Source organism: Luteolibacter sp. SL250 (genome assembly GCF_026625605.1).
GTDB lineage: Bacteria > Verrucomicrobiota > Verrucomicrobiia > Verrucomicrobiales > Akkermansiaceae > Luteolibacter.
The window spans coordinates 3,701,540-3,715,349 of sequence record NZ_CP113054.1 but is presented as its reverse complement, the minus strand read 5'-3'; the positions used below and the strand labels follow the sequence as shown (position 1 = coordinate 3,715,349).

Sequence of the window (13,810 nt, the reverse complement as noted above, 5' to 3'; positions counted from 1 at the left end):
GCCGCGTCTCCCCACGGAGGCGCGGCTTTTTTCATGGGTCGTCATTTTTGTTTCGTGGCGGTTGAGCCGGAGGCTTGCAGGAGGGGAGGGGAGCGGCCAATCTCCCGACGTGTCAGAATCGACCGAGAAAGCCCGCAGGTGGAATGGTTACGTGTGCCCGGATTGCCGGTTCGTGTTCCGCGTGCCGCGGGACCATGATGGCCGCGGGGTGATCTGCCCGAGCTGCCGCCGCATGCTGCGGGTGCCCGCCGCCGGTGAGGCGACCCCGCCGTTGGTCGAAAGGAAAATCGAGAAAGTCGCCCCCGTCAGCCTGCCGGAGTCCTTCCAGCGCGCGCGGGAGAAAAAGGCCGCGGAGGGCGGCGCGGCCGCCGCCCCTGCCGGTGAACTCAGACGCCGCCGGAGGGAGCCTTCGGACAATGAACAGCCGGACTGGGAAAAGGCCCCGACGGAGCGGTTGGTGCGCGTCGGCAAGCACCGGAAGTCCAACAAGGTCCTGTGGTGGGCCGGCGGCCTGCTCGGAACCGCCGCCGTGGTGGCACTGGCCGTGGCCATGCTGCGGAAGGAACCGGAACCGGCATTGATGCCCATCGCCGTCGCGCCGGTGCGGGAGGCCGCCCCGGTGGCGGCTCCGGCATCCGTTCCGGAAGCGATCAACCTGCCGCAGGAGATGAACCGCAGCGAGGCGGAACTCACCGCGGAGCTGGAGCCCCTGACACGCGGCTTCCTGCAGGCGGACACGGTTGAAAAGCTGCTCCCCTTCGTCAGGGACGCGGACAAGGTGGAGGGGAAGATCCGTGCCTGGTATCCGGACGGGAAGGTGCCCGCGCCCGGCATGAGCGCCTTCAACACGAAGAACACGCTCGCCTACCGCGGCAGGCTCATTTCCGTCAGTGTCCGCACGGAGGATTTCGAGGAAAAGCAGATCGCCTTCCTCCGCGGGGATGACGGCCTGAAGGTGGACTGGGAGAGCTTCGTCGCGTGGTCGGAGATGCCATGGCCGCGTTTCATCTCGGAGAAGCCGGAGCAGCCTGTCTTGTTCAGGGTCGCCCTGAAGACGCTGGAGTACTACAACTTCGGCTTCGCGGATGACCGGAAGTGGCAGTCCTATGAGCTCCGTTCCCCGGACCGTGAGCATGTCCTCTATGGCTATGTGCGCCGGGATTCATCGTTGGACGGCAGGGTCCGTCCGTTGGACGGGAAATCCACCCGTCTGGTGACGGTGAAGCTGAAATACCTCCCCGGTGACGTGAAGAGGAACCAGGTGGTCATCGAGGAACTCGTCTCCGACGGCTGGGTGGAAGGCGCCGGGGACTGAACGTCCCGCGCCGCCGCCGCGTTCACCTTCCCGCCTGGCTGTCCGGCAGGCCATCCGCCTCCCCCGGGGACTGTGGCAGGGCGCGGGGTTTCAGCAGGTCGAAACGGGAGGCGCAGTACATGCAGCGGAACGTCTGCGTGAAGACCAGGCTGAACGCAGCGGAAGTCGCATGGTCCAGCGGGAAGATCCGCGTCGCCTTCGGGTGCACGTGCGCCCGTGATGAGGCCAGCGGCGTGCCCTTGCACAGCGGACACAGGACGCTCCGCCGGTGGAGGAATGAGATCAGGCTGGTGAAGACATAAACGCCCACACAGACGATCATGATCCGGATGGTCCGGTGCGTCGGCTCCAGGAGGACGATGGGGAGGCAGGTCAGCACCGCGACCGCGGCCAGCCAGTTGAGGACGATCAGGATTTCCGCCCAGGCATACGGCTTCCGGTACTGCACGGAGCGCAGACGTACGGGTGCGGCTGGTCGGGTTGGGGATGTCTGGTCCAAGGAAATCCGCTTGGTTTTGCGCGTGCCAGCATCCCGCAGCCACCATGGCTTGGCAAGCCCGCCCGACGGGCGGAACCTCTGGAAACAGCGCGTTTTTCTGGCAGCCAGCCGGGTGGCGGATCCTCCGTCCGGATCGCTGTTAGATCCGCCGCCTCCCTTGCGGCGCATTTTCGTCCGGCGGTGGATGCCAAGGCCACTTCATTTCGGACCTGTCTGGACCTTGTCGGCTTGTTTCAGAAGATCCGAACCGCGAATGAACACCAACGGACGCGAATTCACCGTGAATCAGTGCGGGTGGTGAATACTCTCCATACGGAAATTCCCCACTCCACCTCGAAATACGGCATCAGCCCACCTTTCATTCGTGTCCATTCGCGTCCATTCGCGGTTGAACTCTCGAAATGAGGTTGCCCTGCGGTGGATGCAGGTTGACCTGCCGGAGCACCGATCCTAAACAGATAGCACTACCACTCTCATCACATTCAGAAATTCCCATGAAGGACCCCATCACAGTCTCCATCACAGGTGCGGCCGGCCAGATCGGCTACGCGCTGCTGTTCCGCATCGCATCCGGTTATGTCTTCGGCGCCGACCAACCGGTGAACCTCCGCCTCATCGAGGTGGAGGCCGCCTTGCCCGCCCTCAACGGAGTGGTGATGGAGCTGGATGACTGCGCGTTCCCGCTGCTGCGGGAGGTGGTGCCGACGGCGGACCTGGACGAAGGCTTCAAGGGCGCGAACTGGGCGCTGCTCGTCGGCTCCGTGCCGCGGAAGGCGGGGATGGAGCGCGGCGACTTGCTGGGCATCAACGGCAGGATCTTCACCGGCCAGGGCCAGGCCATCGCCCGCAGCGCCGCGAAGGACATCCGTGTGCTGGTCGTCGGGAACCCCTGCAACACCAACGCCCTCATCGCCATGAACAACGCCGCCGGCGTGCCGAACGACCGGTTCTTCGCCATGACCCGCCTCGACGAGAACCGGGCGAAAAGCCAGCTCGCCGCGAAGGCCGGCGTCCATTCGTCGGACGTCACCAACCTCTGCATCTGGGGCAACCACTCCGCCACCCAGTATCCGGACTTCACCAACGCGAAGATCGGCGGAAAGCCCGCCACCGAAGTCATCACCGACCAGGCGTGGCTGGAGGGTGAGTTCATCAAGACCGTCCAGCAGCGCGGCGCCGCCATCATCGCCGCCCGTGGTGCATCCTCCGCCGCTTCCGCCGCGAACGCCGCCATCGACACCGTGAAAAGCCTCATCACCGCCACTCCGGACGGTGACTGGACCTCCGTTGCCGTCTGTTCGGATGGATCCTATGGCATCGAAAAGGGCCTCATCGCCTCCATGCCCATCCGCTCGAAAGGCGACGGCACCTGGGAGGTCGTGCAGGGCGTGCCCGTCAGCGAGTTCAGCCAGGGCAAGATTGATGCCACCATCAACGAGCTGAAGGAAGAACGGGACGCAGTGAAGGATCTCATCCCATAAGGACAAGACGCGCTGCAACCGAGTAAGGAGGGAGGACACTCCTGTCCTCCGGCTGCAATGGCGATACACGAAGGATCTACCGAAAAGTCGCGAAAGCCGCGATTTCTTCGCTCCTTTGCGTCTTCGCGGTGAATCTTCTGATAGTTCACCAATGCCGCCGGAGGACAAGAGTGTCCTCCCTCCTTACCTCCCCGATTCTTTTCCGAAATATCCCGGAAATACCCACCGTTATAGGCTCTTCATTTTATGAATCAGGACGAATTGGAACGACTCCAGCAGGAAATCACCGACGCCAGCGGCTGGATCCCCGCGATCATGGCGGAAATGTCGAAGGTCGTTGTCGGCCAGCAGTATGTCATCGAGCGGCTGCTCATCGGCCTGCTGTCGGATGGCCACGTGCTGCTGGAAGGCGTGCCCGGCCTGGCGAAGACCACCACCATCAAGGCGCTCGCGCAGAGCATCCAGGGAGTGTTCAAGCGCATCCAGTTCACACCGGACCTGCTGCCGTCGGACATTGTCGGCACTCTGTTCTACAACTCCCAGACGCAGGAATACTCCACCAAGAAGGGGCCCATCTTCGGCAACCTCATCCTGGCGGACGAAATCAACCGCGCCCCGGCGAAGGTCCAGTCCGCGCTGCTGGAGGCCATGCAGGAACACCAGGTCACCCTGGGGGAGACCACCTTCCCGCTGCCGGATCCTTTCCTCGTCCTCGCCACCCAGAACCCGCTCGACCAGGACGGCACCTACCCGCTGCCGGAGGCGCAGGTGGACCGCTTCATGCTGAAGGTCGTCGTCGACTACGGCACCCATGAGGAGGAGCTGGGCATTCTGGAAAAGATGGGCACCTCCGGCGCGAAGCCGACCGTCAGCCCCGTCACCGACCTGGACACCATCGTCCGCATGCGCTCGCTGAGCGACCGGGTTTATGTCGATCCGCAGATCAAGGACTACATCGTCCGGCTGGTGCTCGCCACCCGTGACCCGAAGTCCATCGACCCGAAGCTCGACGGACTCATCCGCTACGGCGCCTCCCCGCGTGCCACCATCAACCTCATCCTCGCGGCGAAGGCGCACGCCTTCCTGCAAGGCCGCGCGCATGTCACGCCGTTCGACGTCCGCAGCATCGCCCCGGACGTCCTGCGCCACCGCCTGATCCGCACCTATGAGGCGGAGGCGGAGGAAGTCACCAGCGAGCAACTGGTGAGCTGGGTCCTGGACAAGGTAGCGGTTCCCTGATCATGGCTGGAAACCGCAACACCCGGCTATTGGCTCAGATGGCTCTCATCCTGGGTTTGCTCGCGCTCGGCACACACTTGCTTGAACGGAAAGGGAGCAGCCCGGAACAGGTGAGGAAGATCGTGGAAGAAGAGATGGCGAAAAGGGAGAAGATCTACGTGGACACGCAGACTCCGAAGGTCGCGAGAGCCATGGCGAAGCTCACCGGACAGGAGACTGGAGATTTCCAGCCTCAGACCGTGGAAGAGCTTTTCAGCCCTTTGATCGAAGCTCTCGGGGAACAGACAGAATCGAAATGAGGAACGCGCGATGATCCCCCGATCCTACCTCCGGAAGATCCGCCAGATCGAGGTGCGGACGAACCGTCTCGCCCAGGAGTTGCTGGCGGGCGCGTACCACTCCGTCTTCAAGGGGCGGGGGATGGACTTCGAGGACGTGCGGGAATACCAGCTCGGGGATGACGTGCGGACCATCGACTGGAACGTGTCCTCCCGCACCGGCGTCACCCACATCAAGAAATACCGGGAGGAGCGGGAGCTTTCCATGGCCATCGTCGTGGATGTCAGCGCGTCCGGCATCATCGGCACCGGGGAGCAGTCGAAGCGGGACCTGGCGGCGGAGATCGCCTCCGTGCTGGCCTTCAGCGCCACCCGCAACAGCGACCGCGTGGGGCTGGTCCTCTTCACGGACAAAGTGGAGAAATTCATCCCCGCCAGGAAGGGGCGCTCGCACGTGTTCCGGCTCATCCGGGAGATCCTCTTTTTCGAGCCGGAGAACACCGGCACCTCCTGTGAGAAGGCACTGCATTTCATCAACCACGTCTTCCCGCGCCGGGCCATCGTCTTCCTCATCTCCGACTTCATCGACGAGGGTTACGAGAAGGCGCTGAAGGTCACCAACCGGAAGCACGACGTCATCGCCATCCGCATCTCCGATCCCAGCGAATCCACCCTGCCGAAGGCCGGGTGGGTGACCATGGAGGATGCGGAGACCGGGCAGATGGTGGAGATCAACACCAGCGACCCGAAGGTGGTGGCACGGTATGAGCAGGCCGCCGCGGAGAAGCTGGAGCGGCAGCGCAAGATGCTGCAGCGCGCCGGTCTGGACTCCATCGAGGCGGAGACGGACAAGCCCTACCTCATCGAGCTGAAGAAGTTTTTCGAGCGCCGCATCATGAAGAAGAATCCATGAAGGAAACGCCCCCTGACATCACGGATGATTTCACGCTGGTCGCCCCGCCGGAACCGTTGGCGTGGCTGTGGCCCGCGGTCATCGCGCTGGCGGTGCTGCTCGTCATCGGCCTGATCGTGTGGCGGCTTTACCGGAAGCGGCGGCTGCCGTTCCAGGAACCCGCCGTGCCGCCGGAGGTGGCCGCCCGCGAGGGCCTGGAAGCCAGCCGCAAACTGCTGGACGAGGGGCGCTACAAGGAATTCGTGGTCGAGGTCTCCCGGGTGCTGCGCGTGTATATCGAGGATCGCTTCGCCCTCCGCGCGCCGCACCTTTCCACCGAGGAGTTCCTCTTTGAGGCGGAACGCAGCGACCGCCTGTCCGTGGACTGGCAGAATGCGCTGGGGGATTTCCTTTTCCAGTGTGACAAGGTGAAGTTCGCGTTGGCGAATACGGAGCAGCCAAGGATGGAGGCGCTCTATGCGACGGCGGAGAGGTTTATCAGTAAGGAGGGAGGACACTCTTGTCCTCCGTCTGCAACGGGAACCCAGAGCAAAGGTACCTCCGGACAAAGTCACGTTTCCCCGTCCATCGCCAATGTCGCCGGAGGACAAGAGTGTCCTCCCTCCTTATTCCCGCAGGCGACGCCTGAGAAGAAAGAGGACACCCCATGACCCTCCCTCAGTTCAGCTTCGGCCAGCCATGGTGGCTCCTGCTCCTCATCCCGCTGTTCTGGTGGTTCTGGCGGAAGGGGCGGCCGGGCCAGACCGCGGCCATCCTCCACTCCACCACCAGCGTGCTGGCGGGTCTGGGGAATCCGCGGAAAGTCACTCCGGGCCGCATCCTGTGGGCCGTCCGTCTGGCCGCTCTGACATTGCTGGTCCTCGCCATGGCCCGCCCGCGCGTGCCGGAGGGCGAGCACAAGAACCCGAACAAGGGCATCGACATCATGCTGTCGTGCGACATCTCCGGCTCCATGGATGAAAAGGACTTCACCATCGGCACGGAGAAGATCTCCCGCCGGGAGGCGCTCACCCGCGCCATCTCGGAGTTCGTGGACAACCGCACCAGCGACCGCATCGGCATGGTCGGCTTCGGCCAATACACCTACCTGCTCAGCCCGTTGACCACGGACGGCAACTGGATCAAGGACGTGCTCAAGATGGTGGTCCTGCGCATGGACGGCACCGCCATCGGTGACGGCATCATCGCCGGGGTGGACAAGCTGGAGGAAAATCCGGCGCGGTCGAAGGTCATGATCCTCGTCACCGACGGCCAGAACAACAAGGGCAACAACCCGCTGGTCGCCGCCGACTATGCGAAGACCAAGGGCGTGCGCATCTACGCGCTGGAGATCATGAACATCCGCAGCATCCGCGGCGCGGGTGTCGAGAAAAGCCCGCTGGCCCAGGTGGCGCAGAAGACCGGCGGCCAGTATTTCCAGGCGTCGGACACCGGCTCGCTCATGCAGATCTACCGCCAGATCGACCGCATGGAGAAACGCGAGATCGAGGTGAACCGCCACATGCTCTACCACGAGCTTTTCCTCTGGTTCGCCGGACTGGCCGCCGTGCTGCTGCTGTTCGAGTGGATCGCCAACCACACCTTCTGGCTCCGGGTTCCATGATCTTCGCGCACAAATACCTGCTGTTCCTGCTGCCGCTGGTCATCATCGGCGCGGTGTTGCTTTACCGTGTGTCAAAGGCCCGCGCGCGGAAAAAGCTCTCCGCCTTCAGCCCGGCCACGCGCCTGCCCGCCATGCTGAGATCGGTGGACTTCCGCGCGAAGAAGCGGAAATTCATCCTGGTGACGGTGGCGCTCTCACTGCTGCTGGTGGCGCTGGCCCGGCCCATGTGGGGGCCGCGTGACAGCAGCAAGGAACAGGAAGGCGCGGAGTTTTTCATCATCCTGGACGTCTCGAAGAGCATGCTGGTGCGGGACGTGAAGCCGTCGCGGCTGGACTCCGTGAGGGCGTCGCTGGCGGAGTGGTTCAAGACCCGCTCCGGCGACCGCATCGGCCTCATCCTGATGGCAGGGGATGCCTTCATCCAGGCACCGCTCACCAATGACTACACCGCCCTGCGGGAGGTGCTGGAGCAGTCCCGGCCGAAGTCCATCTCACTGGGCGGCACGAACATTTCCGAGGCCATCAAAGTAGCGGGCAAGGCGCTGGACGCCAGCGGGGTGAAGAACAAGGCCGTCGTCATCGTCAGCGACGGGGAGAACACGGAGGGGCACGCCGTCACCGATATCCAGTCGGCGCATGTGAACGAGCGCATCAAGTTCTTCACCGTCGGCGTCGGCACGCCGGAGGGCGGGCAGGTGCCGAACAAGGAACTGCCGCCGGATTTCCAGGGACCGGTCACCGAGATCGTGAAGGACGAATACGGCCTGCCCGTGACCAGCAAGCTGGACGAGCGGAACCTGCGCGCCATCGCCGCCGCGGGCGGAGGCCGCTACTTCGACTACCAGCCGGAGGGGAAGACCTGGGATCTGCTCTACAACCAGTCGCTCTCCACACTGGCGAAGAAGTCCGCCGTTTTCAAACTGGAGGACTTCGTGGATCTGTTCCAGATTCCCCTGTTGCTGGCCATCCTCCTGCTGGCCGCAGAAGCCGGTATCTCCACCCGCCTCAAGAACCCGCCCCGCCCGAAATCCGCCGTCACGCTCCCGGAACCAAGCCCGGCACCCGCCGCCAAAGCCATGGAAACGACCAAATACGCGCCGCTGGCCATCGCCCTGCTGTTCGCCCTCACCGGTTCGTCATGGGGGGCGGAGGTGGACCCGCTCATCGCCAGGACGGAAGGCATGCTGAAGGACGGAAAGGCGGTGGAGGCCGCCTCCATGCTGCGTGAGGCCGTGCAGAAACGCCCGCAGGATCACTATCTCATCTACAACTACGGCATCGCCGCGTACGCCGCGAAGCAATACCAGGAGGCGGCGGACGCTTTCTCCGAAGTCTGCCTTTCCAAGGACCGGAAGCTGCGGGGGCAGGCGCTCACCCAGCTCGGCAACACGCACTACCGCATCGGCCAGACGGTCAGCAAATCATGGAACCGCAACGGTGCCGTCGTCGCCTGGGAACGGGCGGTGGAATACTACCAGAGCGCGAACGAGGAGAAACCGACGAAGAACACGGAGAAGAATCTCGGCGTGGCGAAGGAGCAACTGGAGAAGCTGCTGCTCGACATCGGTGACAAGTCGGTGATCGAGGCGGAAAAGGCGCAGGCCCAGCAGGAACAGATCCCGGAGCCGGAGAAGGCGGAGAAGAACAAGCCCGCCAACCTCAACGTCCAGGTCAGCCACCTGACGAAAGCCCACGAAGCCTACGAGAAGGTCACCACCCTGAACCCGGAGAACAAGGACGCGGAGAAGAAGCTGGAGCAGGTGACGGAGAACCTCGCCGAAAAGCTGACCGAGCAGGCGCGCATGCTGCGCGAGCGGTCCGCGAAGGTGCCGGAGGGCAAGAACCAGAAGTCGGAGCAGGACAAGCTCAACGTCCAGGCGTCCCAGTCCTACGAGAAGGCACGCGCGCTGCAGCCGGACGACATGCCCCTCGCCCAAGAGCATGATGCTTTCAAGAAAGAGGTCGCGGACAAGATGACGGACACCGCGCAGGAGATCGCGGACCAGGCGATGCAGCCGAAGCCGGAGGCTCCGAAGATGGGCGACCTGAAGAAGAAACAGGAAGGCCTGCAGAAAGCGCTGGAGCAGACGAACAAGGCGCTGGCCTTCGACGACCAGAACCAGCGGGCGCAGAACCTCCAGGCGGAGGTGATGAAGAACCTGGAGGAGACCCACATGGCCCTGGCCGAGATGGCGATGGATGTGGGGGATCTGGCGGAGGAACGGAAGCAGGCCGAGGGTGCGGCGGAGAATTTCAACGGCGCGATGCAGAATTTCCAGAAGGCATTGGCCATCAACCCGGACAACGCGGAGGCGGAGAAAGGCGCCGCCGAGGCCCAGGAAAAGCTCGCCCGGAACATGGCGGAGATCGGCAAAAAGGAGATGGCCAAGGTCGGCCAGGAGCCGAAACCGGCGAAGAAGGGCCAGACACCTCCGCCGGTCGATCCGGTCAGCCGCCTGCGTGAGGACATTGGCCACTTGGAAAAGGCGGCGCAGAATTTCGCCCAGGCGGACGCCCTCGCTCCCGGGGAGAACGAGGCGCAGGAACTCCATGACCAGGCGACGGAGCAGCTCACGGAGTTGCGGAGCCAGCTCGACAAGGCCCAGGCACAGGCGGGCAACCAGCCGAAGGCGCCGGGCGAGGAAGCGGGGGAGCAACAAGCCGCCGAACAGCCCGGTGAACCGCAGGACAGCCAGCAACCCGGCACCCCCATCCAGGCGGTGAAGGCCATGGCCAGCTTCAGCGACGTCCGCGGCAGCAGCGACCTGGAAGGCCAGTACAAGGACCTCCGCGACAAGCGGAAGATCCGCGACTGGTGAGGGTAGCGAATCCCGTGAGAGATTCGGCTGGGTGGACCTGCCACCAACGGACCGGCTGGGATTCCTGAAGGACTTCCCCCCAGCCGGAAGTCTCACGACTTCCGCTACTCGTGCCAGACCGCCACTATTTGATGGATGGGGAGACGTTCCTCTCGACGTTTCCTCCTTTGCTGCTATTAGGTTTGTTCTCCGCCATGGATCAGGAATCCGAACCTCAAAAGCCAAATCTCCGCCCGCCAGATCTGAAAGCTCCGGACCTTGCTCCGCCGCCCAGCATGCCGGCTCCTTCCTTCACCCCGCCGCCGTCCGCGCCGCCATCCAGCCCGGCGTCCTACGGTCCTCCGCCGACCATGGAGATCCCGGAAGAGGCGAAAAAGAAGGTCAAGGAAGTCGTTCCTGACGAGGATGAGGTCAAGGCGGGCGACATCGCCCCGTTCAACACCCGCGTCATCGCCGCCGTCATCGACTGGGGGGTGGTGCTTTGCCTCACCGTCGTCCTGTCCATGATCAGCAGCATCCTCGGGATGCTTTGCAATCTGGCGGCCCTCGGCTACATGCTCACGAAGGACTCCCTGCCATTCCTCGGTGGCCAGAGCATCGGCAAGAAAGTCATGAAAATCCGCGCCGTCACCGCGGATGGCGCACCCCTGACCGGGAATTGGGAAAAGGGCATCCTCCGGAACGCCTTCCTCCTCATCGCCCCGGTCGAGCTGGTCGTCCTTCTTCTCCGTGAGGAGAAGCCGGAGAAAGGCCGCCGCCTGGGTGACGACTTCGCGAAGACCAAGGTCATCGTCGAAGCGGAGCCCGCCGTTCCGGAAGCATGATTTGATTTTCCAGGCCGGGGAGGACATGGTCCTCTCCGGCTTTTTTTGTTCCAATGACCATCCCGCGACCGATCCTCCTGCTCCTTTGCATCGTTCCGGCATTCGCCCTGGGCGGCTGCATGGCCAGCATCGCGACCTGGAACAAGGCCCGCGGGCAATACACCTGGCCGGACAAGCCGAAGGACCAGATGCCGCCGCGGGAGCCACAGCCGGTCTATTACGCCCTGCTGCCGGTGACCGTTCCGTTCGACGTCGTCACCTCACCCTTCCAGCTTCCGCTGTTCATCATGTGGGTGACCATGCCGGACGTGGAGGACGGCATTATCCGGATGGAGTAAGGAGGGAGGACACTCCTGTCCTCCAACGGCATTGGCGAATCATCGAAAATTCACCGCTAAGAAGAGAAAGCCACGGATCTCCTGACGATACCTTTGCTATGGGTTCCTGTTGCAGCCGGAGGACAGGAGTGTCCTCCCTCCTTACTCTTCACTTCAGCTCCCGGATCTTGATGTCCTTGAAGTCGATGGGCGATCCCTCGGACTCCAGGCAGAGGAAGCCCTGCGGGGGCTCGCATTTCTCGCCGCCGGAGACCTGGACGCCGTTCACCCACAGGCGGATGGTGCCGTCCACGGCGCGGATCAGGTAGTGGTTCCACTCGCCGGTCTCCTTGGTCGTCTGTGCGGTGGGGAAGCTGCGGCTGCCATTCGGCGAGGTGGGCGGGAAGGGGACCATCTTCGAGCGGCCGACGGGGAAGACATCCCCGTGGGCGGTGAACCAGTCGCCTTTCTTGCCGGAGGATTTCTCATAGGCGGCGGTGAAACCGGGATCCAGCACCTGGACCTCGATGCCCGCGTCCGGCAGTCCGGGCTTCGTCAGCTTGTCCAGCGCGTCCTGCGGCGCCCAGACGAAGACGCCGGAGTTCCCCGCTGCCTTCAGGTGGCACCAGGACACCGCCATTTCGAAGTTCTTGTACTGCTTCACCGTGCGCATCACGCCCACGGGCTGGCCGGTGCAGTGGAGGCTGCCGTCATCCTTCCACTGCCACGTGTCCGGGGCGGTGTTCACCGGGACGAAGTCCGCCTTGCCCAGCGCCACCCAGCCATCCGCTTTCGGATCAGGGGCGGTTTCGGCGGCGATGCCAAGGGAGGAAATGGCGAGGACGATGCAGGCAATGGGTTTTGTCATGGTCCCTAGGATACGTGGAAGGCTTGTCTCTTAAGTCATCGATTCGTTCCGCAAATCCATCACGATGGCAGCAGCGCCAGGCAGACATAGACGACGATGGTCGGTATGACCGCTGCCAGGAAAAGCTTCAGCGGGGAGACGCCCCCCTCGAAGAACCTGCCGAGGATGCTCTGGCCCGCCGGGTTCGGCGCATTGGCGATGACGGTCAATCCGCCGCCCGCCACCGCACCGGCGACGACGGCGTATTTCGCGCCCTCGCTGATGCCGTCCACCTGTGCGGCCAGGTAGGTGATGGCCGCGTTGTCATTGAACGCGGTGAGGATGGTGGCACCCAGCATGAGCAGCGGGTCCGGCAGGGAGGTGATGACCGGGGAGATCCACCAGCCTTGGCAGCCTCCGTGGATGACCAGTCCGGCGAGGAAGAATCCGACCAGCAGCGGACCTTTCATCTGGATGTCATTCTGGTGGTGGCGGGTGGCGATGGTGAACGCCAGGAAGAACAGGAAGCCGCCGATGAACAGCACCGGGTAGTGCGCGCTGTACACGGTCCATGCCAGGAACGCGAGGTGGATGCCCACGATCCATGCCGGCACCGGGTCCTCACGCTCCGCCCACGCCGCGCTGTTGAGCCGGCCGTCCTCCCTGCCGTCCGCCTTGTCCGCGATGCGGAAGAACTCCTTCTTGAACCACAGGAAATACGCCGTCGTGGAGATCAGGATGCCGAGCGCGGACTTCCAGCCGAAGTGCAGGAGCATGAAGGGCGTGTCCCACTGCCACTTGCCCGCCACCATGAGCACGGGCGGCGCGGCGAAGTGGGTGAGCGTGCCACCCACGGAGATGTTCACGAACAGCAGGCCCAGCGTGGCATACGCCAGCTTCGCCGGAGGGTTGTGGCGGTAGAACTTCTTCGCCAGCAGCAGCGCGCCGATGGTCATGGCGGCGGGCTCCGTGATGAAGGAACCGAGCAACGGCGCGATGATCATCACGCTCAGCCACCAGGCGCCGGGAGATCCCTTGCCCAGCGAGGCCGCCCCGGACATGACCTTTTCCGAAAAGCGCAGCACCGGCCTGCTGGCCGCGATGGCCATGACCACCACCACGAACAGCGGCTCCGTGAACACGCGGTCCTTGCTCATGTAGAGCTTGAAGTCCGTCCAACTGTGGAACCAGGTGGCCGCACCGGCCAGCGCCAGCACCCAGATGCCGAAGATGGCCTCCACCTCGCCGAAGAAATGCAGGATGGTCGCCCGGAAACACACCGGGTGTGAGGCATCCGGGTCGTCTGGCGGCTGGTAGCCTTCCCGCTCCAGCTTCTCCTCATGCAGGTGCTCGTAGTGGTGGGCCAGCCGGGTGATGGGGCCGGCCAGGAACGTGTGCGCGATGGCCAGCAGGAAGATCACCGTCGCCGCCACGTTGAACGGATCCATCGACGCGCGCGTCATGATGGTGTCCACCAGGCTCTCGCCCGGGGTGGGATACATCTCCAGCGGACGGGGGAAGACGGCATACTGGTCGATCCCCCCGCTCAGGTTCGGATAGGCTGGCGCCGGATCAGCGGCGGAGAGGGAGCAGGAAAATAACAGCGAGATGAGTAGGATAAAGCGTGTCATGGCGGTGGTCGGTCCGGATCGTCCCGGGCGTTGCCAGACTGGCC

At 63.8% G+C, this 13,810-nt stretch carries 13 protein-coding genes; 10 read left to right on the top strand and 3 right to left on the bottom strand.

All coding sequences use genetic code 11. The features are described 5' to 3' along the window. Nucleotides 1–109: 109 nt before the first annotated feature. Nucleotides 110–1,315, top strand: a complete 1,206-nt coding sequence (locus tag OVA24_RS16110) for a hypothetical protein (RefSeq protein ID WP_267670987.1) — start codon at nucleotides 110–112, stop codon at nucleotides 1,313–1,315. A gap of 22 nt (nucleotides 1,316–1,337) precedes the next feature. On the opposite strand, the gene OVA24_RS16105 is transcribed toward OVA24_RS16110, so the two are convergent. Further along, a complete protein-coding gene (locus OVA24_RS16105; RefSeq protein ID WP_267670986.1) occupies nucleotides 1,338–1,814 on the bottom strand; it encodes a hypothetical protein in 477 nt (158 codons plus the stop codon). A 494-nt stretch (nucleotides 1,815–2,308) separates the two neighbouring features. Between OVA24_RS16105 and OVA24_RS16100 the strand changes: the two genes are divergently transcribed. From OVA24_RS16100 to OVA24_RS16060, 9 genes are all read left to right on the top strand, one after another. Continuing rightward, complete coding sequence (locus tag OVA24_RS16100) at nucleotides 2,309–3,295, top strand: malate dehydrogenase (protein ID WP_267670985.1); 987 nt, start codon at nucleotides 2,309–2,311, stop codon at nucleotides 3,293–3,295. Nucleotides 3,296–3,541: 246 nt separating this feature from the next. Continuing rightward, entirely contained in the window at nucleotides 3,542–4,534 is a 993-nt protein-coding gene (locus OVA24_RS16095) for an AAA family ATPase (RefSeq protein WP_267670984.1), read from the top strand. A 38-nt stretch (nucleotides 4,535–4,572) separates the two neighbouring features. After that, complete coding sequence (locus OVA24_RS16090; protein ID WP_267670983.1) at nucleotides 4,573–4,833, top strand: hypothetical protein; 261 nt, start codon at nucleotides 4,573–4,575, stop codon at nucleotides 4,831–4,833. Nucleotides 4,834–4,843: 10 nt separating this feature from the next. Further along, a complete protein-coding gene (locus tag OVA24_RS16085; RefSeq protein WP_267670982.1) occupies nucleotides 4,844–5,725 on the top strand; it encodes a DUF58 domain-containing protein in 882 nt (293 codons plus the stop codon). Next, nucleotides 5,722–6,375: a DUF4381 domain-containing protein gene (locus tag OVA24_RS16080; RefSeq protein ID WP_267670981.1), complete on the top strand. Its 654-nt coding sequence runs from the start codon at nucleotides 5,722–5,724 to the stop codon at nucleotides 6,373–6,375. Before OVA24_RS16085 ends, OVA24_RS16080 begins: the two co-directional genes overlap by 4 nt. Continuing rightward, nucleotides 6,372–7,328 carry a VWA domain-containing protein gene (locus tag OVA24_RS16075; protein ID WP_267670979.1) on the top strand — a complete coding sequence of 319 codons (957 nt, stop codon included), beginning with the start codon at nucleotides 6,372–6,374 and terminating at the stop codon, nucleotides 7,326–7,328. Before OVA24_RS16080 ends, OVA24_RS16075 begins: the two co-directional genes overlap by 4 nt. Next, nucleotides 7,325–10,147 carry a vWA domain-containing protein gene (locus OVA24_RS16070; RefSeq protein WP_267670977.1) on the top strand — a complete coding sequence of 941 codons (2,823 nt, stop codon included), beginning with the start codon at nucleotides 7,325–7,327 and terminating at the stop codon, nucleotides 10,145–10,147. The genes OVA24_RS16075 and OVA24_RS16070 overlap by 4 nt, the downstream gene beginning before the upstream one ends. Nucleotides 10,148–10,422: 275 nt before the next feature. Beyond that, complete coding sequence (locus tag OVA24_RS16065) at nucleotides 10,423–10,971, top strand: RDD family protein (RefSeq protein ID WP_267670976.1); 549 nt, start codon at nucleotides 10,423–10,425, stop codon at nucleotides 10,969–10,971. A 53-nt stretch (nucleotides 10,972–11,024) separates the two neighbouring features. Further along, nucleotides 11,025–11,309: a hypothetical protein gene (locus tag OVA24_RS16060; RefSeq protein WP_267670975.1), complete on the top strand. Its 285-nt coding sequence runs from the start codon at nucleotides 11,025–11,027 to the stop codon at nucleotides 11,307–11,309. 148 nt (nucleotides 11,310–11,457) lie between these two features. On the opposite strand, the gene OVA24_RS16055 is transcribed toward OVA24_RS16060, so the two are convergent. Then, on the bottom strand, nucleotides 11,458–12,156 hold the full coding sequence (locus OVA24_RS16055) for a 3-keto-disaccharide hydrolase (protein ID WP_267670974.1): 699 nt from the start codon (nucleotides 12,154–12,156) through the stop codon (nucleotides 11,458–11,460). A 59-nt stretch (nucleotides 12,157–12,215) separates the two neighbouring features. Next, complete coding sequence (locus OVA24_RS16050; RefSeq protein WP_267670973.1) at nucleotides 12,216–13,766, bottom strand: putative Na+/H+ antiporter; 1,551 nt, start codon at nucleotides 13,764–13,766, stop codon at nucleotides 12,216–12,218. Between the last annotated feature and the right edge of the window lie 44 nt (nucleotides 13,767–13,810).

What these genes read in the sequence shown, in the direction of transcription:
- OVA24_RS16065 (WP_267670976.1), top strand. Translation starts at nt 10,423, where the DNA reads ATGCCGGCTCCTTCCTTCACCCCGCCGCCGTCCGCGCCGCCATCCAGC.
- OVA24_RS16060 (WP_267670975.1), top strand. Translation starts at nt 11,025, where the DNA reads ATGACCATCCCGCGACCGATCCTCCTGCTCCTTTGCATCGTTCCGGCA.
- OVA24_RS16095 (WP_267670984.1), top strand. Translation starts at nt 3,542, where the DNA reads ATGAATCAGGACGAATTGGAACGACTCCAGCAGGAAATCACCGACGCC.
- OVA24_RS16100 (WP_267670985.1), top strand. Translation starts at nt 2,309, where the DNA reads ATGAAGGACCCCATCACAGTCTCCATCACAGGTGCGGCCGGCCAGATC.
- OVA24_RS16070 (WP_267670977.1), top strand. Translation starts at nt 7,325, where the DNA reads ATGATCTTCGCGCACAAATACCTGCTGTTCCTGCTGCCGCTGGTCATC.
- OVA24_RS16090 (WP_267670983.1), top strand. Translation starts at nt 4,573, where the DNA reads ATGGCTCTCATCCTGGGTTTGCTCGCGCTCGGCACACACTTGCTTGAA.
- OVA24_RS16080 (WP_267670981.1), top strand. Translation starts at nt 5,722, where the DNA reads ATGAAGGAAACGCCCCCTGACATCACGGATGATTTCACGCTGGTCGCC.
- OVA24_RS16050 (WP_267670973.1), bottom strand. Translation starts at nt 13,766, where the DNA reads ATGACACGCTTTATCCTACTCATCTCGCTGTTATTTTCCTGCTCCCTC.
- OVA24_RS16075 (WP_267670979.1), top strand. Translation starts at nt 6,372, where the DNA reads ATGACCCTCCCTCAGTTCAGCTTCGGCCAGCCATGGTGGCTCCTGCTC.
- OVA24_RS16055 (WP_267670974.1), bottom strand. Translation starts at nt 12,156, where the DNA reads ATGACAAAACCCATTGCCTGCATCGTCCTCGCCATTTCCTCCCTTGGC.
- OVA24_RS16085 (WP_267670982.1), top strand. Translation starts at nt 4,844, where the DNA reads ATGATCCCCCGATCCTACCTCCGGAAGATCCGCCAGATCGAGGTGCGG.